The sequence below is a fragment of the Nostoc sp. genome (assembly GCF_036919675.1).
Taxonomy (GTDB): Bacteria; Cyanobacteriota; Cyanobacteriia; order Cyanobacteriales; family Nostocaceae; genus Nostoc.
Genome location: NZ_JBALCP010000037.1, coordinates 165,251 through 187,738, shown reverse-complemented (window position 1 = coordinate 187,738; position 22,488 = coordinate 165,251). Strand labels below are relative to the sequence as shown.

At 41.9% G+C, this 22,488-nt stretch carries 20 protein-coding genes; 6 read left to right on the top strand and 14 right to left on the bottom strand.

The features are described from left to right. Positions 1 to 34: 34 nt before the first annotated feature. Positions 35 to 1,489 (bottom strand): glycoside hydrolase 100 family protein, encoded by a 1,455-nt coding sequence (locus tag V7K49_RS07315; RefSeq protein ID WP_334871036.1) that lies wholly within the window; start codon positions 1,487 to 1,489, stop codon positions 35 to 37. Between the two features lie 532 nt (positions 1,490 to 2,021). After that, on the bottom strand, positions 2,022 to 3,794 hold the full coding sequence (locus tag V7K49_RS07310; RefSeq protein ID WP_335205041.1) for a DnaJ domain-containing protein: 1,773 nt from the start codon (positions 3,792 to 3,794) through the stop codon (positions 2,022 to 2,024). A gap of 447 nt (positions 3,795 to 4,241) precedes the next feature. Here V7K49_RS07310 and V7K49_RS07305 point away from each other — a divergent pair, with 447 nt between their 5' ends. Further along, positions 4,242 to 4,541, top strand: coding sequence for a hypothetical protein (locus V7K49_RS07305; protein ID WP_335205040.1), 300 nt, complete (start codon positions 4,242 to 4,244; stop codon positions 4,539 to 4,541). A 438-nt stretch (positions 4,542 to 4,979) separates the two neighbouring features. Here V7K49_RS07305 and V7K49_RS07300 read toward each other — a convergent pair whose 3' ends face one another. Further along, complete coding sequence (locus V7K49_RS07300; RefSeq protein ID WP_335205039.1) at positions 4,980 to 5,243, bottom strand: type II toxin-antitoxin system HicB family antitoxin; 264 nt, start codon at positions 5,241 to 5,243, stop codon at positions 4,980 to 4,982. A 54-nt stretch (positions 5,244 to 5,297) separates the two neighbouring features. Here V7K49_RS07300 and V7K49_RS07295 point away from each other — a divergent pair, with 54 nt between their 5' ends. Continuing rightward, the gene (locus tag V7K49_RS07295) at positions 5,298 to 6,491 is read left to right on the top strand and encodes a Coenzyme F420 hydrogenase/dehydrogenase, beta subunit C-terminal domain (RefSeq protein WP_335205038.1); all 1,194 of its coding nucleotides are present in this window, start codon (positions 5,298 to 5,300) and stop codon (positions 6,489 to 6,491) included. A gap of 729 nt (positions 6,492 to 7,220) precedes the next feature. Here the strand turns inward: V7K49_RS07295 and V7K49_RS07290 are convergent. The 7 genes from V7K49_RS07290 to lepB all read right to left on the bottom strand — a co-directional run bounded on the left by V7K49_RS07290 (position 7,221) and on the right by lepB (position 14,359). After that, positions 7,221 to 7,751 (bottom strand): ATP-binding cassette domain-containing protein, encoded by a 531-nt coding sequence (locus V7K49_RS07290; RefSeq protein WP_442948650.1) that lies wholly within the window; start codon positions 7,749 to 7,751, stop codon positions 7,221 to 7,223. 5 nt (positions 7,752 to 7,756) lie between these two features. After that, on the bottom strand, positions 7,757 to 8,110 hold the full coding sequence (locus V7K49_RS07285; RefSeq protein ID WP_335205036.1) for a hypothetical protein: 354 nt from the start codon (positions 8,108 to 8,110) through the stop codon (positions 7,757 to 7,759). A gap of 230 nt (positions 8,111 to 8,340) precedes the next feature. Continuing rightward, the gene (locus V7K49_RS07280; protein WP_335205035.1) at positions 8,341 to 8,961 is read right to left on the bottom strand and encodes a hypothetical protein; all 621 of its coding nucleotides are present in this window, start codon (positions 8,959 to 8,961) and stop codon (positions 8,341 to 8,343) included. Between the two features lie 60 nt (positions 8,962 to 9,021). Next, a complete protein-coding gene (locus tag V7K49_RS07275) occupies positions 9,022 to 10,755 on the bottom strand; it encodes a R3H domain-containing nucleic acid-binding protein (RefSeq protein WP_334865206.1) in 1,734 nt (577 codons plus the stop codon). A 527-nt stretch (positions 10,756 to 11,282) separates the two neighbouring features. Continuing rightward, positions 11,283 to 12,470, bottom strand: a complete 1,188-nt coding sequence (gene ldpA, locus V7K49_RS07270; protein ID WP_335205127.1) for a circadian clock protein LdpA — start codon at positions 12,468 to 12,470, stop codon at positions 11,283 to 11,285. Between the two features lie 144 nt (positions 12,471 to 12,614). Next, positions 12,615 to 13,400: an MOSC domain-containing protein gene (locus V7K49_RS07265; protein WP_335205126.1), complete on the bottom strand. Its 786-nt coding sequence runs from the start codon at positions 13,398 to 13,400 to the stop codon at positions 12,615 to 12,617. Positions 13,401 to 13,717: 317 nt separating this feature from the next. Continuing rightward, the gene (gene lepB / locus V7K49_RS07260) at positions 13,718 to 14,359 is read right to left on the bottom strand and encodes a signal peptidase I (protein ID WP_334865204.1); all 642 of its coding nucleotides are present in this window, start codon (positions 14,357 to 14,359) and stop codon (positions 13,718 to 13,720) included. A 409-nt stretch (positions 14,360 to 14,768) separates the two neighbouring features. On the opposite strand from lepB, the gene V7K49_RS07255 reads away from it, so the two are divergent. Together V7K49_RS07255 and V7K49_RS07250 are read left to right on the top strand one after the other, a co-directional pair. Further along, positions 14,769 to 16,088, top strand: coding sequence for a dihydroorotase (locus V7K49_RS07255; protein ID WP_335205034.1), 1,320 nt, complete (start codon positions 14,769 to 14,771; stop codon positions 16,086 to 16,088). Between the two features lie 670 nt (positions 16,089 to 16,758). Further along, positions 16,759 to 17,934, top strand: a complete 1,176-nt coding sequence (locus V7K49_RS07250) for a patatin-like phospholipase family protein (protein ID WP_335205033.1) — start codon at positions 16,759 to 16,761, stop codon at positions 17,932 to 17,934. A gap of 792 nt (positions 17,935 to 18,726) precedes the next feature. Here V7K49_RS07250 and tsaE read toward each other — a convergent pair. After that, the gene (gene tsaE / locus V7K49_RS07245; protein ID WP_335205032.1) at positions 18,727 to 19,182 is read right to left on the bottom strand and encodes a tRNA (adenosine(37)-N6)-threonylcarbamoyltransferase complex ATPase subunit type 1 TsaE; all 456 of its coding nucleotides are present in this window, start codon (positions 19,180 to 19,182) and stop codon (positions 18,727 to 18,729) included. Positions 19,183 to 19,267: 85 nt separating this feature from the next. Beyond that, entirely contained in the window at positions 19,268 to 20,638 is a 1,371-nt protein-coding gene (locus tag V7K49_RS07240) for a gluconeogenesis factor YvcK family protein (protein WP_334865196.1), read from the bottom strand. Between the two features lie 174 nt (positions 20,639 to 20,812). Here V7K49_RS07240 and ruvC point away from each other — a divergent pair, with 174 nt between their 5' ends. After that, complete coding sequence (ruvC, locus tag V7K49_RS07235) at positions 20,813 to 21,304, top strand: crossover junction endodeoxyribonuclease RuvC (RefSeq protein WP_334865194.1); 492 nt, start codon at positions 20,813 to 20,815, stop codon at positions 21,302 to 21,304. Between the two features lie 91 nt (positions 21,305 to 21,395). Here ruvC and V7K49_RS34600 read toward each other — a convergent pair whose 3' ends face one another. Then, positions 21,396 to 21,515, bottom strand: coding sequence for a type I restriction enzyme subunit R domain-containing protein (locus tag V7K49_RS34600; RefSeq protein ID WP_442948652.1), 120 nt, complete (start codon positions 21,513 to 21,515; stop codon positions 21,396 to 21,398). A 47-nt stretch (positions 21,516 to 21,562) separates the two neighbouring features. Continuing rightward, positions 21,563 to 21,865, bottom strand: coding sequence for an NERD domain-containing protein (locus V7K49_RS07230; RefSeq protein WP_335205031.1), 303 nt, complete (start codon positions 21,863 to 21,865; stop codon positions 21,563 to 21,565). A 243-nt stretch (positions 21,866 to 22,108) separates the two neighbouring features. On the opposite strand from V7K49_RS07230, the gene V7K49_RS07225 reads away from it, so the two are divergent. Next, a complete protein-coding gene (locus V7K49_RS07225) occupies positions 22,109 to 22,474 on the top strand; it encodes a hypothetical protein (RefSeq protein ID WP_335205030.1) in 366 nt (121 codons plus the stop codon). Positions 22,475 to 22,488 lie beyond the last annotated feature (14 nt).

Sequence of the window (22,488 nt, the reverse complement as noted above, 5' to 3'; positions counted from 1 at the left end):
ACGCGATTAATCGCGTCTCTGACTCCTAACTTCCCTATCGAGTCATATACGGATCTACACTGGCGATTTCTAACTCACATGCTCTAGAAACCTGTTCTGCTGGTAATTTACCAAAGCTGATTAATGGTAAATAAGTGGGATTTGCCATCAGTTCTTTTGCTAATAAGAACCCGGTAATTGTCCAAGTTTGATATTTCCTAGCTTGTTTCCCAATCAGTCGCCCTTTCTTACCGTCGTAATATTCTGGCCATTCATCTGTACTGAGCCGTCCTTGGGCAGTTTCAATAGCCTTTTGTGCAAGACCTATTTTGTTAGTTTTCATAGCCGCAGCTGCCAACATCCACATTAAAACTGGCCAACTACCAGCATTATGATACGACCAGGGGATATTTTTTGGATCACATCCAGTTACAATTCTGTATTCTTCATGTTCCAAAGCTGGGAAACAAATTTTCATTGGCATATCTCCCACCAAATCTTCCCATCGTTCCTCGATGAGAGTCATAATTGCTTGTGACTGTTCTTCGGTGGCTAAGTCTGAAACAATTGCCATTAAGTTTCCCAGTGAAAAGAAGCGAGTATCTAGCTGCGAGGGCCCAACATTACCTGCTAGATAACCACCTTTTTTTGACAGCCACTTATCTAATTCATAATAAGGAAGAGAATCTACATATATGTTGAACAGATTAACAGCACCCTTACCATATTCTTCACTTTTGAAGTGATAAATTGCATTCAGGCGATTAATATCTATCCAATAATGCTGACGAATATGAGCACATAAAAGAGGCAAACGGTTATCAATGGCTGCAACAATATCAGAATTTCCTTGACAAATTAGCAGTTCACGAGATGCACGCAATGCCGTGTAAAAAAGAACTTGTAGTTCTAGAGGATGCCCATAAATGCCCATCCGACGGTCAATCATACAAGCACCATCTGGAACCAACAGCGTTGGGTACATATCAAAACGATTCGCCAAGCAGATTTCCATGATTAACCTGATTCCGTTTTGGAATTCAGGTTGATAGGCTAGAGAAAAATCTTCTGTGGCGACTACATAAGCACGCAACAAAATAATCCACCATAGGCAAGAATCTACAGGTGTAACTCTAGCGATCGCATGTTCACCAAAGTCTGCTTCTAAATATTCTTGCCCATTTTCTGATACAACTTTAAAGCTAGCTGGTATTAATCCTCGTCCCGGCTTATAGGCGTCTAATGCCTTTTCTTTAGGCTGTAACTTTAAGGTTTCTTCTAAGAAATTGCGAACAATATCTGTTCTACCTTTAATCAGAAAAATTAGACCGGCAGAGACAAAATCCCTAACAAAGCACTGGTCATAATTGAGCGCCGCTACAGATGCATCATAAGAGGCTACCGTACCAACGGGGCGGCCTTGATAGTAGAGAATTGATTTTTCTAGTGCTTGCCACCCTGCTTCCACTTCTTTTAAATTTTCAGTAGTTTCCAATTCGTTTAGGTGCATCGCCAGAATAACTCCATTTGGGTTGTGAATTTGTGGTAGATGCGTCTTAATTTATTATTTTTGCTATTCTCAGCATAACAAAAACGCTTTTTTGAATAGCAAATATAATTTGCAGAAAATTAATCAACTAACTATAAATAAATCTGCTGACATTTATGTAGGTTTATTGCTAGTTAATTTGCTTATAATCGATTACTCTTTGGGTTAATTATAGTTGTTGTTCTTCACTACAAACAGTAATATAATTATTAAAAATAGTCACACAAGATATATTTTTAGATTATTTTTTGTTCCGTTTCATGTCCGGAATCTTTGCTTTACTAAACAAAAATATATCTTCAGTACTGTTTAGGGTTTGCGTGAAGTTAAAACTGGTTGCAGTATATTTACTTGAGCCGGATTAGTTTTTGACACTAAGAGGTTAGATTATTCCCCTATAATCTAATAATTTATAACTTTTTTTCAGAATATGCAAGATTAACACTTTAAAAGTTTAAGATGTCAATACTTCCGAAGAGTTATATATTTTACCCTACTGACATTTGTCAGTGTTTAACTGCTCCTGGAATTCTTTATAAGCTTGATTAATTGCTTGCATTGAAGCTTTTGCGATCGCAGAACTGTTGAGATCAGGATGATACTGTCTTGCTAATCGAAGGTAGGCAAGTTTTACAGGATTGGCATTATCACTCTGATCTACACCCAAGACTTCCCACCATTCCCCAGATAATACAGAGTCGAGATTAAATTTATCAAAGCTTTGCATTTGACTCCAAATCTTGATGCATCCGCCATTACCGCCACTTACCAGCGTCTTGCCATCAGGACTGAAAGCAACGGGATTTCGCCCAGAAAGATTTTCTAGTAGTTCGCCAGTATGTAGGTTCCAAAGTTTGATGATACCGTCTCTGCTGGCACTGACGAGAGTTTTTCCATCAGGGCTGATGGCAACAGATAAAACCGCCGCTGAGTGTCCAGTCAGAGTGGAGAGTAATTCTCCAGTTTGAAGATTCCACACCTTTATTGTGGTGTCTGTGCTACCACTAATAAGAGTTTGACTGTTAAGACTAATAACAACTGTATTCACAGCTCCCAAATGTTCAGTGAGAATGTAGCGCTGTTGCCAAGTTTTGATATCCCAAAGCCTGATAGTTTGATCCGCGCTACTGCTTGCAAGGATTTTACCATCGGGACTGATGGTGACAGACAAAACTGCATCTGAGTGTCCATTCAAGGTGCGTTTTATTGTTCCCGTGTAGCGTCCCCAAATTCTAACAGTCTTATCGTCAGCACCACTGGCAAGAATTGCCCCATCAGGACTGTAGGTTACCGAGTTAACAAAGCCATTATGACTGTAGGGAGAACTTAAATAAAATAATGTCCGGTGAAATTTTCTTGTGTCCATCTGCCAACTGCTGATTTTACGATCGACACTGCCACTTGCAATTTGTTGTCCATCAGGGCTGATAGCAACAGATAAAACTGCCTCTGCTTGTCCAGAGAACATGTAAAGCCATTTTCCTGTTTTCAAGTTCCACAGATAAACTTGTCTGTCATCACTGCCACTAATCAAGGTAGTACCATCAGGACTGATAGCGATCGCATTAACTGCCGCTAAGTGACCCTTGAGTGTACGTACACATCTCCAGCTTTCAGGTAACTGGGTTGTCAGAGATATTGTTTCTGCTTCAATATTGGCAGTAGAAGGTTTAGGAGTAACAAATTCTGATTTTTTCTTTAATTCAGCCTTAAGTGCCTGTAACTCATCTTCGACTTCCAAAGCAGCAAATTTTTGGTTGAAATCCTCACCAGATAAAAATGCTTCTAATTCCATCACTGCTTCTGAATAGGCATCCATCAGCAAAACTTTCTCTTCCATTCGCTCAAAAAGCTGTACTGGAGTTTCGCTAATTTCAGATTCGTCTAACAGTTTGGTAATACCATAGGCGGCGAGTCCCACCACTGCACCAATACCCGCCATCGGGACTGCACCAATCCCAAATGCCAGCCCTACTTTAGGCGCGACTAAACCCATACCACCGACGACACTATAAACACCAGCACCGCCGACTGCACCAATTCCCATTGTAGCGATCACAGTAGCATCTCCCTGTGCGATCGCTTTAAAAGCACCATAAGCAGCAGCACCAGCCACAGCGCCAGCAGCCACTACAGGAGTTGCACCAATGCCAACAGCACCAAATCCTCCGGCTAATCCCATCCCACCTACGGTTGCGGAAACACCAGCACCTGCTATGGTTCCGCCTGCGATAAATGCTGCACCTGTTTTAGAGTTTTGTGTCACTGGTTTTTGTTTTTGAAGAGGAACAAATTAGGAAAAAAGAAGGCAGGTGCGATCGCGTTTTAGCTAAAACTAGAGATACACATACAGAGGCTTGAGAAAAGCAACCTTTTAAGTTATTTTACTGAATATTTTCAAAACTTTATGTATACTAACTCTACACTAAATAACTTAGGACTTACGCAAAACTATACGCTGTAGGGGCAATTCATGAATTGCCCCTACCTAAAAATCAGGGTTTCAGCTATTGTTTGCGTAAGTCCTGTAACTAAACATTAATAATTTTGTCATATAACAAAACCCCCTAAATATATAAAGTTTAGGGGGTTTATTTAAAAAACACGATCAAAATTAAATTCCTTTACACCAGGACCATAACTCGGTTATACGAGACATAGGACGTTCTGGTGTCTACGTAATATAATATAGCGAATATTATAATAGTTGTCAATGCCTCAGCCTAAACTAACAGATGATGAGCTAAAAGATATTCTGATGAATTTTTCAGCCGCACGTATGAAACCATATCTTAGCGCTGCAAATAGTAATCACGGCAACGCCATCAGAATATGTCAGATCAATACTCAACTTTGCGAGGCACTATATCCAAGTCTACATACTTTAGAGATTGCCCTACGCAATACAATCGACAACGTATTATCCGTTAAGCATGGTAATGATTGGTTATGTAATGGAAAAATTCAATTAGACAGTTATGAACATGAGACTGTTATAGCGGTGTGCAGTTGAGTGAGATACAAAAACTTTGCTGAAATGATTTGACAGCAAGGATTTTGGTGTTATCATCCAATCGATAACCGCTATAACGCTGTTCTTAAAAAATGCAATCATAACTTAAATCACTTAATTCCAGAACTGAGTTTTGGATTTTGGAAAAGCTTAATAGATAAAACATATTATGAAATTACGATATGGCGTCCTTTTTGTAAAAAAATATTCAAATATGCTAAATCTTCTGAGCTAAATATTAAACAAATACGACCAAAAATCAAAAGTATACATTGGTTACGTAACCGCAATTTTCACCATGAACCAATTTGGAATTACCTGCAACTTGACAATATACATAGTGATATTTATTGTTTTATTAATTGGATTAATCCAAAAGTTAGTGCTTGGCTCAGAGAATATAACCGATTTCCACAAGTATATCTAAGTACATCAACACTAGTTGAACAAATGAAGGTTGCTCGAAATAAAAGATGCCCATTTGGTTAAAAACATCAAATTTTTGGGCTGCACTGGCGCTAGCTGCTGTTGTGCGTTACTTCCCCATGTTCTTCGCTTATCTGCCAACACACGCAGAGCTAATGCTTGCACTCTGGTAAAAACTGCTTCCTTTGTCTGGCCATAAAGCAGTACACCAGGAAAACCAATCACTTCTGCCAAAAAGCGTCCATCCTCTTCTTGAATCTCTATCGTCAAGTTCATAGCCAGTAAAGGTATTGTAATAAAAGCGATTCCTGGATAAAACAAAAAATTTACATGACCTCAGTTTCTCCTCACAAAAAAGCCAGAGCCTTAAAACCTACCAGCCGCCGCCCTGCTAAAGAACTCTGTAGCGAGTGCGGACTATGCGATACATACTATATTCACTATGTCAAGGAAGCCTGCGCTTTTATTAATCAACAAATAGGCGAACTTGAAGAAGAAACGCACACGCGATCGCGCCATCTCGACAACCCTGATGAACTCTACTTTGGTGTTCACCAAGACATGATAGCGGCGCAAAAACAACAGCCCATCGAAGGCGCACAATGGACGGGTATTGTTAGCAGCATTGCCATTGAAATGCTCAATCGCGGCTTAGTTGAAGGTGTCGTCTGTGTGCAAAACACTAAAGAAGACCGCTTTCAACCTATGCCGATCATCGCCCGGACTCCAGAAGAAATACTAGCAGCGCGGGTAAATAAACCAACACTTTCCCCCAACCTTTCTGTATTGGAACAGATAGAAAAATCGGGGATGAAGCGGCTATTAGTAATTGGTGTTGGTTGCCAAATCCAGGCGCTACGAGCCGTAGAAAAACAACTTGGCTTAGAAAAGCTGTATGTTTTGGGTACGCCCTGCGTAGATAATGTTAACCGTGCCGGACTGCAAAAATTCTTAGAAACCACCAGCCGATCGCCTGAGACAGTTGTGCATTACGAATTCATGCAAGACTTCCGGGTTCACTTCAAACATGAAGATGGCTCATCAGAAACAGTGCCTTTCTTTGGCTTGAAGACAAACCAACTCAAAGATGTCTTTGCCCCATCCTGTATGAGTTGCTTTGATTACGTCAACTCCCTAGCTGATTTAGTCGTTGGCTACATGGGCGCACCCTTCGGCTGGCAATGGATTGTAGTTAGAAATGACACTGGTAAGGAAATGCTGGATTTGGTGAAAGACCAGTTAGATACTCAACCAGTCATGTCTAAAGGCAACCGGAAGGAAGCTGTACAGCAAAGTATTCCCGCTTACGATAAAGGCGTTACCCTCCCGATGTGGGCAGCAAAACTCATGGGTGTGGTCATCGAAAAAATCGGCCCCAAGGGTTTAGAGTATGCGCGGTTTTCGATTGATTCTCACTTTACTCGGAATTATTTGTATATGAAGCGAAATCATCCAGAAAAATTAGAAGCGCATGTTCCAGAGTTTGCCAAGCGTATTGTTGGGCAATATAAGTTACCAGAATAGAAAAGTACACAGAGAATCTGGCGACTGGGGCATGGGGCACTTGTACTGAGCTTGCCCTGAGCATCTCGGCTCCGCTCGATGGAACCGGAGTCGTAAAGCCTGCGGCATAGCTTCGCTTAAGGCGCAGCCTCTCCAAGAGTTGGGAGCCGTTGGCGCAGCTTCTCGTAGAGAAGTATTGGGCATTAATTGGGTATTGGGTATGGGGCATTGGTTATTCTCCTTGTCTCCCTTGTCTCCCCCTATGGTGTACACACAAGTATGACCAGCATAGGTTTCAACTCTTCTAGTTGTTTCGTAGGGTTCGTTATGGAGACGCCAAAATAACAAATGCGCTCGCCGAAATAACAAATGCGCTCGCCGAAATAACAAATGAGTTCGCCGAAATAACAAATGAGTTCGCCGAAATAACAAATGAGTTCGCCAAAATAACAAATGAGTTCGCCAAAATAACAAATGAGTTCGCCGAAATAACAAATGAGTTCGCCGAAATAATAAATGCGTTCGCCGAAATAACAAATGCGTTGGCGTAGCCCACCGCAGGCATCGCCAAATTGCAACAATTTAGCTTTGTCACGCCAGCGTAACGCACCCTTCTCCTATCGGAGACGCTACGCGAACGGGTTCAGTAGTCGCCTGCGGAGGGAAACCCTCCCGCAGCGCTGCTTCACCGCAAATCTTTGGTGGATGAAGTTTTTCCGACTTGTGTGTACACCTTAGCCCACTCCCGACTCAATTGTAGCTACTTGCTTGACGAGTAAACATCAAGTGATACTGTCCGCCTAGTGCAATGAGTTCGTCATGAGTGCCTACCTCGATAATTTGACCGTGTTCTAGTACTACTACTCGGTCTGCTAGTTTTGCCAAGGCGAGGCGATGGCTGACTACAACGGCTATTCTCCCCTTCACCAAGGTACGCAAAATGTTGTAAATCTCATGTTCTGTTTTCGGATCAAGGTTCGCTGTTGGCTCATCAAGGATGAGTAGTTCGGCTGGAGACAGTCGCAACAAAGCACGAGCGATCGCTAACCTCTGCCATTGTCCCCCTGATAGATCAATACCGCCTTCTAGTTGTTTGCCTAAGAGAGTTTCCATACCGTGATCTAGGTTTTGAATTACTCCAGCCAAACCAGCCTTGGCGATCGCTTCGGTGATAGCGTCGTCATCCTGCATTTTAGGTAAATCCCCAAAAGCAACATTTTCCCGCACAGTAGTCGGAAAACGAGCGTAATCTTGCATAACTACATCAATCCGCGATCGCAAATATTCTAACGGGAGCGATGCCTACGGCGGGCTACGCCTACGCGCAGGGAAGTAGATACAAAGTTATTGATGCTAGCGATCGCATCACTCACCAAATTCACCAGCAGTGAACCTGCAATACTGGAGAGTAGCAGTGGTTGAGAAAGTATCAGGGCGATAGCATTGTGCGTTGTCCCGATGCTCAATAAGCGAGTAATTTCATCAATGATCACCTTGTTGAGCCAAATGGCGATCGCTGGGCTTGAACCACCCAGTAATGTCAAAATTGTCACGTAGCGTAGCTCCTTTGGAACTACCTGCATTACCGTTGTCACACTTCGGCGAAATGCTTGAAATGGAGAAATTTCAATTATTTGCATATAGTTTAAAGTAGCAAATAATCGCAAAATTCCCAGATTTTGTGATCTCAATTTCAACGAGTAGCAAATGCGATCGCACCCTTAGCTAAATATGCGATCGCCTTCCATTAATTTCTCAATAAGCCTTATTAAGAGTGCCAATAATTAGTTAGGACAATCATATCTTGATCTCCATCAGGATATGATAATTCAAAAGCTCATTAGTCATGACTTTGTACTGGTTGAGTAAATTAACAACAATCAGAAGCTGACTGTGACTGAATCATCCACACTAAAATACCTAAAACTTGCTCTACTGGAGGAATTAAGTATTCAGTTAAATCAATAGTTACAGTATTGTCTTTCAACTTGAGGAAAGTCCACAAGTTGCCACTAGTAACACTACCGTAGATAATGGCAATAGGTTTTTCGTATTTGGCATTAAACCTTTGGGCGGCGATCATTTCTGCAATACACTGCCCCAAACCACCTTTAAGATTTTCCTTTTTGGCTTCCACAATCACCACTGCTGGGGCTTCAATAAATAACTGTTCTGGCGAAATGCTAATCAGAAAGTCGCAAAATCCCGCCAGTCCAACTTCTGGTTCAACATTAAATTCTTCTCCAGAAAAAAAACTGATTTGTCTGTTGAGAATTTTTCGGACTTCAAACAATATTGGGCTGATAATCAATTCTGATCTAGCTTTCTCAGAACCCATTGCAATTGCTAACTGGATACTTTCTGCTAAAAATTCAGCCAGTAGAGGACTAGGTGAGATTGGTTCTATAGGAGGTAAAAATCGCCCACCTTCTACTAAAGTGAGATTAAAGTCTTGTTTTACTTTTCTTAAAGAAAAGTCTCTATAGGACATTAAGTTAAGTGTCTCCTAGTGACATCCCCTCTCCGTTTCGGAGAGGGGTTAGGGGTGAGGTTACGCCGGATAAATCCGCAATCTTCTATTTGGTTCTTCACCAAAACTATGCGACTTGAGGCGATAATGTTCTACCAACTCATGTTGCATTTTGCGGACTTGGGGAGAACGCGGCAATAACTCGACTGGCTGTCCTTTAGGAATCACAATTTGCTCAACAGCAAGTCTGGCTTCTTCAAGAGCGTCCATCTCATCGTCGCTACCACTGTGCAAAAACAGTTGCAGTTCGCGATCATCAGCCATTTCTGGGTCGTCCATGTTCAGCAACCGCCGCAAGCCACGGGTAATTTGGGGAATGGTGCTGGACTTAATCATGTGGATGGGTACATGACGGGCTTTGGCCATTTGGCGTAATTTGGCGTGGTTTTTGACGTGCGATCGCAGTGCTAAAATTGCATCAGCACTATCTATATCTTTTGTCAACACCACAGGTAAAGTTAGCACACTGATTACCTGTTCTAGTTGGTGGCGGCTGACGCCATAGGGGTAAACATGCAGTGGCAAATCTTCACCATTAGGTCCTGGCTGTCTGGTAGCAGCACCTAAATCAATGCTCTCCGAATAATTGAAGGATTCATCCAGCAAACGGTCAAACTCACTCCGCCCAGTTACCCGCTCTACTGGCAATTGCGGCAGTGCTACCATTTGCCCAGATGAACGCCAGCCATTAGACGGGCGCGCCGGTGGGAAAGATTCCTCCACTGTCGCTAGCTGTCCACCGCGACCGTTGACAACGGCTAACTGCCTTGTAACCCCGACTTTGCCGTGGTCATCAACAGTTCTCGTTTGTGGGGTAGGCTGACGCCCCCGCAGCAGATTATCTACTGTGTCAGCAACACTTTCGTGTACTGTCCAGCGTTGCCGTTCCAACATTTCCACAGCAATTTCAAAGGTAGGAGGGGCTTTCCGCTCCAAAACAGTTTTTTGAGAACCCCGGCGTCTGGCTTCGTCGTCTCCCAGTGTTACAGCTTGGATACCCCCAACTAAATCAGCAAGGGTGGGGTTTTTAATCAGATTTTCTATCTGATTCCCGTGGGCAGTACCTACCAACTGTACACCCCGTTCAGCAATGGTACGAGCCGCTAAAGCTTCCAGTTCCGTGCCAATTTCATCAATGACGATGACTTCTGGCATATGGTTTTCCACTGCCTCAATCATCACCTGATGCTGTTGTTCTGGATGAGCCACTTGCATCCGCCTAGCGCGACCAATGGCGGGGTGGGCAACATCACCATCCCCAGCAATTTCGTTTGAGGTGTCAATAATCACCACTCGCTTATCCAGTTCATCCGCCAAAACACGGGCAATTTCCCGTAAGGCAGTAGTTTTGCCCACGCCTGGACGCCCCAGCATGAGAATCGATTTACCAGTTTCTACCAAATCGCGGATCATGCCAATGGTTCCGAATACCGCCCGACCAACGCGACAGGTCAAGCCAATAATCTTACCCGTGCGATTGCGGATGGCGCTGATCCGATGCAAAGTTTGCTCAATTCCTGCCCGATTATCTCCGCCAAAGATTCCGACTCGTTGAGTGCAATCATCTATCTGTTCTTGAGTAACGGGTACTTCGCTCAGATACTCAGCTTCATTGGGAAAGCGAGCCTCTGGGCGACGACCCAAATCCAAAACCACTTCTACTAAACTATCTCGTTTGGGATGACTCTCTAGTACTTGTTGCAAATCTTGGGGCAAAATGTCTAATAACTTTTGGAGATCGTCTGTAATCGTCATGCTTTATATGGTGACGGAAACAACAGCAAATGAATACTTTCAGCCTTTAACTGTTCTCAAGCGCTCACTTCATGCTCAAACTCCCTACCTTGACTATACGAGCATAAATTATTAGTATAATTCGGTACTCAGTGTTTGTGCTTAACAAATGCTCACTCTCTCAACCTATCGAGGAATGAGGGACAAAAGCATACCTCTATCTTATATCTCTAAAGTTGTTGAAGTAATAGTCTAAGAACTTTCACTACGTGGAACCTACAAAAAAAACCCAACCCTTTTAGGGTCGAAGACTAGGTGCGTTACGGTTGTAAACTGATTTACTGATTTAGCAGTCCGATAGCTATCAATACGGTTCGGTTAACCAAAAATCTAAATTTTTAGAATCCTCAAAGGTTTATCATTAGTTTCCATTTCTGAGAATAATGTCAATTATCAACCTTATCCGAATCGTATTGCGATAGCTATCTCTTAAGTTTCAGATTTGCGTGCAAGAGAACCCATTCTGGGTAATTGTCCTGAGCAAGAAATTAACGCTCCTGTTGTGACTTGATCTGGGAAACGAGAGAATAGGCAAGTTCTACAGCTTGCCAAAGTAATCCGTCATCTTCTTCTAGGCGAACAGTCGCCTTAATATTGGTGTTACTTACCTCCTTATTCTCTAATTGCTCGAGAATCGGTGACAGCAGTACACGGGCGTAGCTACCGTAGGCAATCCCGGCAATTTTGGATTTTGGACTTTGGCATGAGCGCTCAGTCGAACGATTTTGGATTTCAGATTGGGGATTGGCGTCTTCTAATCCAAGATCTAAAATCGGCAATCTAAAATCGTTTAGCAGTCCCATTGCCCTTAACTTAGCAACGGTATAGCTATTAGTGCCGCCTGCTAACTGCACATATCCCGGTAATTTAGCTGCCAAAACTTTTTGCCCTAATTTCACCGCGGCTATTGTAGTGCCATCGCCAATATCGCCGCTCATGGGGCGACCGTCGGTTTGCCATATTAAAGCACTCTTGAGTGGGGCAATCAGGTCATATATTGCTTTTAGGTAGTCAGTCATCCCATCGCCATCGGGACAGCTGATGGCTAGTACCTTTAATTGGTCGGTCCACGGGGAAATTGCTTGCCACAATCGCTGAAATTCTGCCAACCGCCCTACTTGTGTATGGATTTCTAGGGCATCTACTCCCGTTGACATTATCAATGGCGCGATCGCTCCCGGCGTTGTCACATATGAAGATGTATAAATTATACCATATGGACAAATTGGTAGGCAACGACCGCAGCCATAGCACTTTTCGGATACTACTCCCGAAAAGTCTTCTTTTTTATTGTTAAATATGATTGCTTGTGCCGGACAAATCCGTTCACAGGGTCTAGGGCAATCTGTAGGACACTCAGTAGGATTAAATTCTGCTTTCCGAAAATGGGGGTCTTCTCCATCGTTCAGGCTGACCATCAAAAAAGGTGAATTGCCTTTGTAGTCAAAGCCTCGCTTTTGGGCATCTCTAGCAAGAGTTCTAGCTACAAGTAGCGCTGCTTGCGCCGCTGCAATTACCGCTGGGTCAGCTGCAACATCTATACAGTCAGCGCCCGCCAAAGTATAGGCTAACGTTAAACTTCTGACTGCCGACAAATGCTGGAAGCTGGCTCCGCAGATCAGCTTGAACCAGTCACCTTGTTTGAGAGATTGTAAAGGGGCGAATAGATCAGTCACACTTACTTGATTTTCTGGTTTCAAAAGCTCTCAACTTGTACAAAAACCTATATTTAACTACAACAATTTTAAAATTTTCATGCAAATAAATGATAAAAACAAAAAAAGTTACGTTGTATTTTTTAATTCAAATAAATGTTACTTTTATTGTGGAAGTATGTTAACCTTATCGCCGATTTGTAAAATTTTTCCGGCTGACGATGGGGGTAATTGGGTATTGACACTCAATCTGTAAAAGTGATTAAAAGGCGATGAAGCAACCCAATCTGGCAAGGTTGCTTGCCGCTGGTTCGCAAAGATTTTTTGAAAGTTTGGGTAAGCTTCCCCTAAGTAAGAATCGCGTGTTGGGACTATACAACGCTGACATGGGTTAACCCCAAAAAAGTGGACATCTCCCACTCGAAAGGAAAATAAATCACCTTGTTCACTAAATAGCTGATCTTCCCAAAATGCTGGTACACCATCAATCTCAATGTTGGCACGCATCCGACGGCGCATTTCATCTACACTTAAACCGGGAAACCAAGAAGCTACCTCTGCCAACGTTGCTGTACTAATTACCGTTGAACCTGGTGCAGATGTATCGTCAGGAAAGCCCATAAGAGAGTTTTGCCTGAATGTGACAGCAAACCCAAAAAAATCACTCAAAGTTGCTTCTAGCGCTTGCCGTTCGTCATCTAGATGAAAAATTTGTTGTGAGTCGCCGCCTGGGATTTGTAGCGAGATAGTTCTATTGAAGAGTGCAAATTGCGCCCTTAGTAAATGGATTTTAGCATGACGCTTGGCATTGACAAATTTACCCTGTTCGTCAAAAATGGCAAACTCACGGTCATACTGTAGTGCGCCACTGGCAAGAACTCCAGCGTTCTCGACTTCAACACCATCCAGTGACTTAACTGGATACACTAAAATCTTGGCTAGGTAAGGCATCATAGCAATTTTGGATTTTAGATTTTGCGAAAAGTTGTCAGGAGAGCCACTGCGTTGCGCGGGTTAAGAGCGTTGTAACAAGTCTCTCCGTAGCCAACTTTTCAAGACAAATTTTAGATTAAAGATTGGTGATTTAGCAGTACCCAATCTAAAATTCTTTTGTTACTTATCCACATTAGGAATAAGAATTAAATAACATACAATTTATGTCCCTGACTTACCTCACCCTCAATCCCTCTCCTTATAAAGGAGAGGGAAGCAAGATAGAGGATGAAGTTTTGCATTTTATTTAATCCACGTTCCTTAGTAATATTAATTTATGGATATAGTGGCGATTTATCTATTCCTCCAACATGATTTAGAGGCCAGAAGCGAACTACAGCCCGTCCAATAATATTCTGGCGGGGGACAACACCCCAGCAGCGACCATCATAACTATTGTTACGATTGTCACCTAGTACTAAGTATGAATCGGCTGGTATAGTCTGGGGTTTTGCCAAAAAAGGTGGTTGTGGCCCTGATTGACAAACATCAATTACTGTACTCTGCCCAGAACTGAGGTAATTGGCTTCTGAGAGGGGTTTGTTGTTGATATAGACTTTGCCATCTCTAAGTTGTACTTTTTCTCCAGGTAAGCCAATTACCCGTTTAATAAAAGCATCCTGGTATTGTTCTTTTTGCAGTTCTTTTGTAGGTGAAAACACTACAATATCTCCCCTCTGCGGGTCAGCAAATTTATATTTCAACTTATCGACAATGATTTTGTCTGCCTCCCACTGGTTTGGCGTACCATGCAGAGTCGGTTCCATCGATCCAGAAGGAATCCAGCGTGCTTCAGCAACAAATGTACGAATTCCCAGAGCTAGAACAATGCTCAATACAATTGTTCTACCTAGCTCTGCGATCCAAGAATTATCAGGTTGTTGACTAGAATTGTTATCAGGCACTTGATTTTGCATGAAATTACTTAACTGAACGAAAGATGTAGGTAATTAACTCGCCTGGTGAGACTTTATTTGTTAATCTTAACGGGAAAACTTTAATTTCCTAGTCATGTTCGCATCTTGACTACCAATTTTAGATTGTGGATTTGAGATTTTGGATTGGAGGTGTTTCTTACGGGTCATGACTCGCCTCTAGTGGGTGAAACCAATTGTAAAATCCCCAAGCCGCATCCCTTCTAGGGTACGGTCAATAACAAAATCCTAAATCTAAAATCCAAAATTGATTAACGGGCTTCTTCATAAATTAAAAATAAACTTTTTTTTAACACACGGCAAAAATTGGTTACTCCGAGCGCGAATAAGTTTAACCTAAAAGCATGGTTTTCTGTAATACATAGCTTCCTGTCTGAACAAAGTTAACTCTATGTCATCCCCACAAAATTTACTGATTCGTCGCGCTCGCATAATTCTACCCAATGGTGAACTGATGATTGGGGATGTGTTGACGCGCGCTCGCAAAATAGTCGAAGTTGCCCCAGAAATCTCCCAAACAGCACTAGCCACTGAAATTGACGCACAAGGGTTAACTTTGTTGCCAGGAGTTATCGATCCGCAGGTGCATTTTCGGGAACCTGGGCTAGAACATAAGGAAGATTTATTCACTGCCAGTTGTGCCTGTGCTAAAGGTGGAGTCACTTCTTTTTTAGAAATGCCCAATACGCGCCCCCTGACGACGACACAGCAGGCTTTAGACGACAAGCTAGAACGTTCCTCCCACAAGTGCTTGGTTAATTATGGCTTTTTTATTGGGGCAACAGCAGAGAATCTCCCAGATTTGCTTTTGGCAAAGCCAACACCAGGAATTAAGATTTTCATGGGGTCGATGCATGGTCAGTTGCTGGTTGATGCCGAAACAGCACTCTCGGCGATATTTGCTAAAGGCTCGCGCTTGATTGCCGTTCATGCCGAAGACCAAGCTAGAATCAACCAACGACGCCAAGAATTTGCCAACATCCACGATCCAGCTGTTCACTCGCAAATTCAAGATAATCAAGCGGCAATGCTTGCAACCCAACTGGCATTAAAACTTTCTCAAAAATATCAACGTCGTCTGCATATTCTGCACATGTCAACTGCCGAGGAAGCAGATTTGTTGCGTCAGGAGAAACCTAGTTGGGTAACAGCAGAGGTGACACCACAGCATTTGTTGTTGAATACTAGTGCTTATGAGAAGATTGGTACATTAGCACAGATGAATCCACCTTTGCGATCGCCCCACGATAACGAAGTTCTCTGGCAAGCTTTGCGCGATGGCGTGATTGATTTCATCGCTACAGATCACGCCCCGCACACCTTAGAAGAAAAAGCTCAAGAATACCCCAATAGTCCTTCGGGAATGCCTGGGGTGGAAACCTCCCTCGCTTTAATGTTAACTGCGGCGATGGAGGGAAAGTGTACTGTTGCTCAAGTTGTGAACTGGATGTCTAAAGCTGTAGCTGTGGCCTATGGTATTCCCAATAAAGGAGCGATCGCACCTGGTTACGATGCTGATTTAGTGCTTATAGATTTAAACACATACCGTCCAGTCCGGCGGGAGGAACTTTTAACTAAGTGCCGTTGGAGTCCCTTTGAAGGCTGGAACCTCACCGGCTGGGCTACAACCACCATTGTCGGTGGTGAGATAGTTTATGACAAAGGCCAGGTAAATACGCAAGTCCGGGGTCAAGCTTTAACTTTCTTATAGCAAATATTTATTTAAGCTTACGTAATAGACAAAGAATTATACATCAAAGTCATACTTGAACTGGCAAGATTTTCATCTACCAGAGTCAAGGTTAGTAGTCTGTCAAGTTTAAATTGATGGGTAAGCAAGTTCGTAGTTAGGACTTTAGTCCTTATTTTCTAAGCACTAAAGTGCTTACTACAAACCCTCAAAACTAGCTTGATAAAGTACTAGTACCGCAAGGCGGAAGTCATTCATTCAAAAGTCAAAAGTCAAAAGTATTACGGAATGGGCTTTTTAGGGATTTTAAATGGTTGCTCTATTTACGCCGTGGCGTACTAGACCTTGCTTGATTAATTAACTTGTCGCTTTATCCGAAATTGCGACTTGAAACCTTGAATTTATTAGTGTCTTAGGTAAAAAACAGTTTCTGTACCCGCGGCCACTCTCAATACAGTTCAGATCAGAAGACCCCCACTTCCATTTACCCCTCTCTAAAGAGTAAATGGAGGAAAATAGCCCCCTTTCTAAGGGAAAGCAGTGCATTGCAAAAGAATTCTGTCAGAACTTTGGAGAGTTCCTTCCCTTGTTGTACTTCAAAGGAGAATCCGCTATGAAAGCAACTGGATAGGAGGGATCTTCGAGAGCTAAACAAGGTAATGGAACCTAGAAATAATTAAGGAGAATTGCTATGTCCTTCAAAATTTTGGCTTTAGACGGTGGCGGTATTCGTGGAGTCATTACAGCACGAATACTTCAACAAGTAGAACAAGAAATAAGAAATCAGGGGAAAGGAAACTTTTTACACGAATACTTTGATCTGATTGCTGGCACTTCTACCGGTTCAATATTAGCAGGAGGGATCGCTATAGGAAAGGAGAGTGATGAACTGATTAAACTGTATAGAGATAGAGGTCAAGATATATTTCCGCCAGATAGAAAAGAGCGCTATAAAAACTTGCCGTCCATCATCAAATCAATTATTGATGTATTTTCAGCACCTAAATATTCTCATGATGGAATTATTAGTGCCCTCAAAGATGCGTATAAATCCACAAGAATAAAGGATATTGAAAAACCTATTATCTTGATTCTTGCTTACGATACGCTATATCGTAATACAACCTTTTTTACAAATTGTCATCCTGATCTAGGAGACAGATGGTACGATGACTGTTATTTATGGGAGATATGTACCGCTTCTGCCTCAGCTCCCACTTTTTTTCCACCATATAAATTAGTACCTGTAGATAAAGAAAAATTTGGTGATTGGGAATTCCCACACATTGATGGAGGAGTTTCCGCTAATAACCCCTCTCTTTCAGCTTTAAGTCTAGTTATGAGGCTTAGTCAGTCTTCAGTCTCTCCAACAATTAAGCAAAAATATAAACTTGATAATCTACGATTGGAAGATATTTCTATCCTTTCTATTGGCACAGGTCAAACTGGTGAACCATATCAATATGAGCAAATAAGCAAATGGAGAGGCTTAGACTGGGTACAACATATTTCTAATATCTTCATGGAACCTACATCTGAGATTGGTAGTACGATTTGCCGACAAATCATGGGTGGGTACGATTCTAAACGTTACTTACGGCTTCAGTTTGACTTAAATGAGACATTTAAACCCAAGCCAAAAGAGACTTATAAAGATCCTCGGATTGTATTACCTCCAGAAGATCGAAAAAACCGATTTACAGGACAAAAGGTCACTGAAGAAATAGATAATACTAATTCGGAGATTATTCAGCAGTTAATAGATACTACCTCTGCATTCATTGATAAAGGTCTTACGTACTATACCAGAGACGACTCCGGTTCTCAGGTTAAAAAGGCGATCGCTTCTTTCATTAGAGATAACTAGTGCATCCACGTAGGCATATTAACCTCAACTAATTTAGGATAAAATATCTCGTATTTCTACGATAATTATGTAGAAATACGAGATATTTTATTTTAATTTTTTTATGTCAGTGCTAATTACAGATGTGAATATAAAAATCATTTGCTAGTTAAACTTATTTAAAATAATTTCAAAAATCCTCAAATAATTTCTTGTTTTGGATAGATTTTGAACCTAACTTGGGAATACTAAGTGTGAGGAAAGTTAGACAAATTCTACAGAACTTGATTGTTGTTAAACTTTTCTCTTTTAGCTTTCGCTGCTAAATAATCCAGATTGCTTCTCCGAATGACAGTAGGGAACTAATCTAGTTCAACCAAGCTGACTAAGTTCTGTAAAAACTCTCATTTAAGCCAACAACAGTTTATTTACATTTGCTTGATTCATCCACTATCTATCTAAATCAGGTTTTAACTGCTGATTACAGCAATAAAGCCACTAGATGCCAATCTGGAATATCTATCAATACTGTTCAGTTATGAATCACTATAGGTTCAAAACTAAAAGAACCGGATTGTAATTCAACCTTGGATCTCTGTTTTTAGCTTTAACTGAACCTGATTGCAATATATCTGCTGTTGAACAATTCTTTCGTTTATTTTTGGTTGAGATAACAATGTTAGTGATTTACAATGGTGAGCGTGGTAGTGGCAGATAGGACGAGTGGGGAGTTCTCCCTCGACTATTTGCAGAAATTTTCTAGTGTTGTGATCAAAAAAGTGAAATCCCCCGTATTTAAGTCGGGAGATGAGCTTAAATCGCGGCAATGACTTCGCTAATGGTACAATTGAATGCTATAAGTTCGACTTGACGTGTACCCTCATGCCCATAAGTTAAACTCACACTTAGATAACTATCTGGCTTGTAGGGCAAGCGTTCCGCCCATTCAACTGCCACAATTCCTGGTATGACCTCAACACCTTCCCAGTAACTTTCTAAATTCAGGGCTGCAACTTCTTGTGGTTCTAAGCGATATAGATCTAGGTGGTAAAGCGGGAGGCGTCCTTCCGTGTACTCATTAATCAGGGTAAAAGTGGGACTGACAATAGGTTCAGCGATTCCCAAACCCTTGCCAATACCTTGAACTAGGGTAGTTTTCCCAGCACCTAAATCACCTTCTAGTAAAATTACACTGCCAGGAGTTAGGGATTCACTGAGAGTAATGCCTAAACGTAGCATCGCCTCTGTATCTGCAAGAAAGATTTTCATAATTAGTCAAGAGCAAAGCCGGAGACTTGCGTTGCCTCCGGTTAAGAGTCAAGAGCTAGCTCACTATGAACTTTAGACTATTAACTCATCTTCCATGATGAGCTCTACCGTACCACCGCAACAACACTTGTGCTAGTTTCTGTGGATTGTGACGGACAAAACCCGTTTCATCTTCATACAAAACATTCGCTGGAACAATCCTTCGCCCTAGCTGAGTTACGGCTTCTCTATCCAGGAAAACGGGATGGGAGTTTTGTTGGGCGTAGCGGATGAGTGATTGCTCGGAGGGGGGTTTTTTATGTATTAGCACAGCATCGAATAGCCGTCTTTGCCCACAAGCAGCATCAATTGCTCTGATGTGATCGGCAACAGTGTAGCCTTCGGTTTCACCTGGTTGAGTCATTATATTGCAGATATAAATACGGGGGGCATTTGTTTGAGCGATCGCATCGGCAATTTCTGGTACTAGTAAATTAGGAATCAGGCTAGTATAAAGACTACCTGGGCCAATAATGATGTAGTCAGCTTCTTTAAGTGCCTTAATAGCTGCTGGGACTGCTGGAGGATTAGCTGGAATGCAGCCAATTTTGACAATTTTACCGCCAGCTTTGGGAATACTAGACTCCCCATCAATGCGGCGACCATCGGCTAATTCTGCCCAAAGGCGAACATCACTGAGAGTTGCTGGTAGTACTTGTCCCCGTACCGCTAGCACTTTGGAACTGGCTGCAACTGCTTGTTCTAAATCTCCAGTAATATCGCTCATTGCCGTTAAAAACAAATTGCCAAAACTGTGACCCGTCAACCCATCTCCAGCCCGAAAGCGGTATTGAAACAATTCTGTTAATAACTTTTCTTCATCTGCTAGGGCAGCCAAACAATTGCGAATATCCCCTGGTGGTAGCACTCCAAATTCTTGACGCAACCGTCCAGAAGATCCACCATCATCGGCTACAGTCACAATAGCAGTAATATTAGCGCTGTAGGTTTTCAGTCCCCTCAACAAAGTAGAAAGTCCCGTACCCCCACCAATTACCACTATTTTCGGGCCTCGGTACAATCGATGATGTGCCAGCAAGACATCGATAAGTTCTTCTCCACCTTCTGCTCTTAGTACCTTAGTAATTGAGCTTACAGTGCGAGTTTGCCCCCAAAGCACTAACAGCAAGCCGCCAAGCAGCACCAAAGGCCCACTGATATAGTTGGGTAAGAAGTTGGTGATTGCTCCCAGAAAATTCTTAAACAACTCGATCGTCCAAAAAATTGGGGTCAGCTTAATCCAAATAGCTAACCCCAAACTCGTTAGCAGTACACCCCCAACACTGATCAACAACCAACGTTTTACCGATAGTCCAGGGGATAACCATTTGAACCACTGATTAACCCGATAGGAAGTACGAGAGCGCGACTGCTTTTGCAGGGCGTTGAGGGCTTGTCTGAGAAAACCAATTGACATACCTGATTTGGAGCAGTGCTACAAACAATAATTAACAGAAAATGTACACCACTTGGTTTTAAATACCAGGCGTGGAACTATTATATTTGTCAATTCCTTTAGACTAAGAGCAAGTCGTGAAGATTGCCAGTATTCCTAGTTAAACAATACCCTAGCTTGGTAAAAGTGAATTTAATGGAAAAACGAATTTTAGGATTAGATCCAGGACTGGCAATTTTAGGATTTGGGGTAATTACCTGCACACAAATTCCCAACAAAGTGCAAGAGACTACAGTAAATATGCTGGATTTTGGGGTAATCAAAACGTCAGCAGATGTAGAAATGGGACAGCGCCTATGTACCTTGTTTGATGATTTACATACCCTGATGGAGGAATTTAAACCAGATTTAGTAGCGATCGAGAAACTATTCTTCTATCGGATGTCAAGTACAATCCTGGTTGCACAGGCGCGGGGTGTACTCATTTTGGTGTTAGGGCAGCGTCGTCTTCCCTACGTAGAGTTTACTCCTGCTCAAATCAAGCAAGCTTTAACAGGCTATGGTAATGCTGATAAGTTAGATGTGCAAGAGGCGGTGGCGCGGGAGTTGGATTTAGATGAAATTCCTAAACCTGATGATGCTGCGGATGCTTTGGCAGTAGCATTGACTGCTTGGTTTCAAGTGTAGGGTTGTACGCAAACAATAAAGTTCTTTACTGCTTCGTAAAGTTCTTTACTAGTTCGTAAAGTCCTTTACTAACTGCACAGAGGAAAAATACTTACGACACGATACGAGCGTAAGCGTAGCCCGCCGTAGGCATCGCTTGCAATAAGTTATGTTCTTTTAGAAGATTATCGAAATACATGACACTTTTACGGGGTGCATCAAACCCAGTCAACAGTTTATTGCAGATGTGGTTGGACAAGATTTATCAGCAATTGGCGGTTAAATAGGTATCATTTTCCATTGGTTAGCCTCAATGTTCTCAATATTATTGATATCGATAGATTTCACTTCGATGATGGTTAACCCCAAATCCTTGCTAACAAGTAAAATATCCATCTCGCGCCGAGTTTGTTCCTCGTGGGAGAAAGCACGGTAGCCCCATATTGCAATCCCTTCTCCTTGCGTCAGGTTCTGATGAAGTGTGTCCCAAACAATTCGTTCGCCTTGATAACCTGTTCCACCAGTTGACTCAGTTTCAATAAATTTCCAAGCAACAACTTGCCTATTGGTAGCTGTAACCATAAATATAGCTAATTATTTTTTTATATAAAAAATTGCTGAGATTGTAATTTAATCATCAGCTATAAATTCTGTGTTGAAACGTTTATACAACAATAAATTATTTTTAACTTTTAATTTATAAAACGTCTATACCAAAACAGTTAATTAAATATTTATAGATATTTTGTAGATCATCTCAATTATTGGGAAAACTAAAATTAGCTTTTTGTGGCTATAAGTGTATTTAATGGGTCTGCCTGAATAATGAATAGTTTATTAAAGATACCGTCGTTGCTGTTAAATCTCCTAAAGCCAAAATCTTATAAGCCAGAAATTGAATGCTATGGCCAAAGCGATAGTGGGCTGGATGCAGAGCAAATTCAACAAATTATGGAGTGGTTGTTTGCTAGTCTTTTAAATGCAGGATACCTTAGCAGATCGCATCTAATTTGGGATTTGGGCGATCAGGATTGGAAACAAATAGCTTTAACAGGGCTGCTAAGAGATGAGCCAGTCTTTTTATATCGCTGCAATGATAGACCTTCTTTACCACCTGAACACTGCTGCTGGCGCTTAATGACAGAATATTCATCTTTAAGAATTTATCAGTTGGAAGTCTTGGAGCAGTGAATTCTCATTTGATT

What these genes read in the sequence shown, in the direction of transcription:
- V7K49_RS07250 (WP_335205033.1), top strand. Translation starts at nt 16,759, where the DNA reads ATGTCCTTCAAAATTTTGGCTTTAGACGGTGGCGGTATTCGTGGAGTC.
- V7K49_RS07305 (WP_335205040.1), top strand. Translation starts at nt 4,242, where the DNA reads ATGCCTCAGCCTAAACTAACAGATGATGAGCTAAAAGATATTCTGATG.
- V7K49_RS07300 (WP_335205039.1), bottom strand. Translation starts at nt 5,243, where the DNA reads ATGAACTTGACGATAGAGATTCAAGAAGAGGATGGACGCTTTTTGGCA.
- V7K49_RS07230 (WP_335205031.1), bottom strand. Translation starts at nt 21,865, where the DNA reads ATGGTTACAGCTACCAATAGGCAAGTTGTTGCTTGGAAATTTATTGAA.
- V7K49_RS07315 (WP_334871036.1), bottom strand. Translation starts at nt 1,489, where the DNA reads ATGCACCTAAACGAATTGGAAACTACTGAAAATTTAAAAGAAGTGGAA.
- V7K49_RS07275 (WP_334865206.1), bottom strand. Translation starts at nt 10,755, where the DNA reads ATGACGATTACAGACGATCTCCAAAAGTTATTAGACATTTTGCCCCAA.
- V7K49_RS07240 (WP_334865196.1), bottom strand. Translation starts at nt 20,638, where the DNA reads ATGTCAATTGGTTTTCTCAGACAAGCCCTCAACGCCCTGCAAAAGCAG.
- V7K49_RS07225 (WP_335205030.1), top strand. Translation starts at nt 22,109, where the DNA reads ATGAATAGTTTATTAAAGATACCGTCGTTGCTGTTAAATCTCCTAAAG.
- lepB (WP_334865204.1), bottom strand. Translation starts at nt 14,359, where the DNA reads ATGCAAAATCAAGTGCCTGATAACAATTCTAGTCAACAACCTGATAAT.
- V7K49_RS07280 (WP_335205035.1), bottom strand. Translation starts at nt 8,961, where the DNA reads ATGTCCTATAGAGACTTTTCTTTAAGAAAAGTAAAACAAGACTTTAAT.
- tsaE (WP_335205032.1), bottom strand. Translation starts at nt 19,182, where the DNA reads ATGAAAATCTTTCTTGCAGATACAGAGGCGATGCTACGTTTAGGCATT.
- V7K49_RS07265 (WP_335205126.1), bottom strand. Translation starts at nt 13,400, where the DNA reads ATGCCTTACCTAGCCAAGATTTTAGTGTATCCAGTTAAGTCACTGGAT.
- V7K49_RS07295 (WP_335205038.1), top strand. Translation starts at nt 5,298, where the DNA reads ATGACCTCAGTTTCTCCTCACAAAAAAGCCAGAGCCTTAAAACCTACC.
- ruvC (WP_334865194.1), top strand. Translation starts at nt 20,813, where the DNA reads ATGGAAAAACGAATTTTAGGATTAGATCCAGGACTGGCAATTTTAGGA.
- V7K49_RS07285 (WP_335205036.1), bottom strand. Translation starts at nt 8,110, where the DNA reads ATGCAAATAATTGAAATTTCTCCATTTCAAGCATTTCGCCGAAGTGTG.
- V7K49_RS07255 (WP_335205034.1), top strand. Translation starts at nt 14,769, where the DNA reads ATGTCATCCCCACAAAATTTACTGATTCGTCGCGCTCGCATAATTCTA.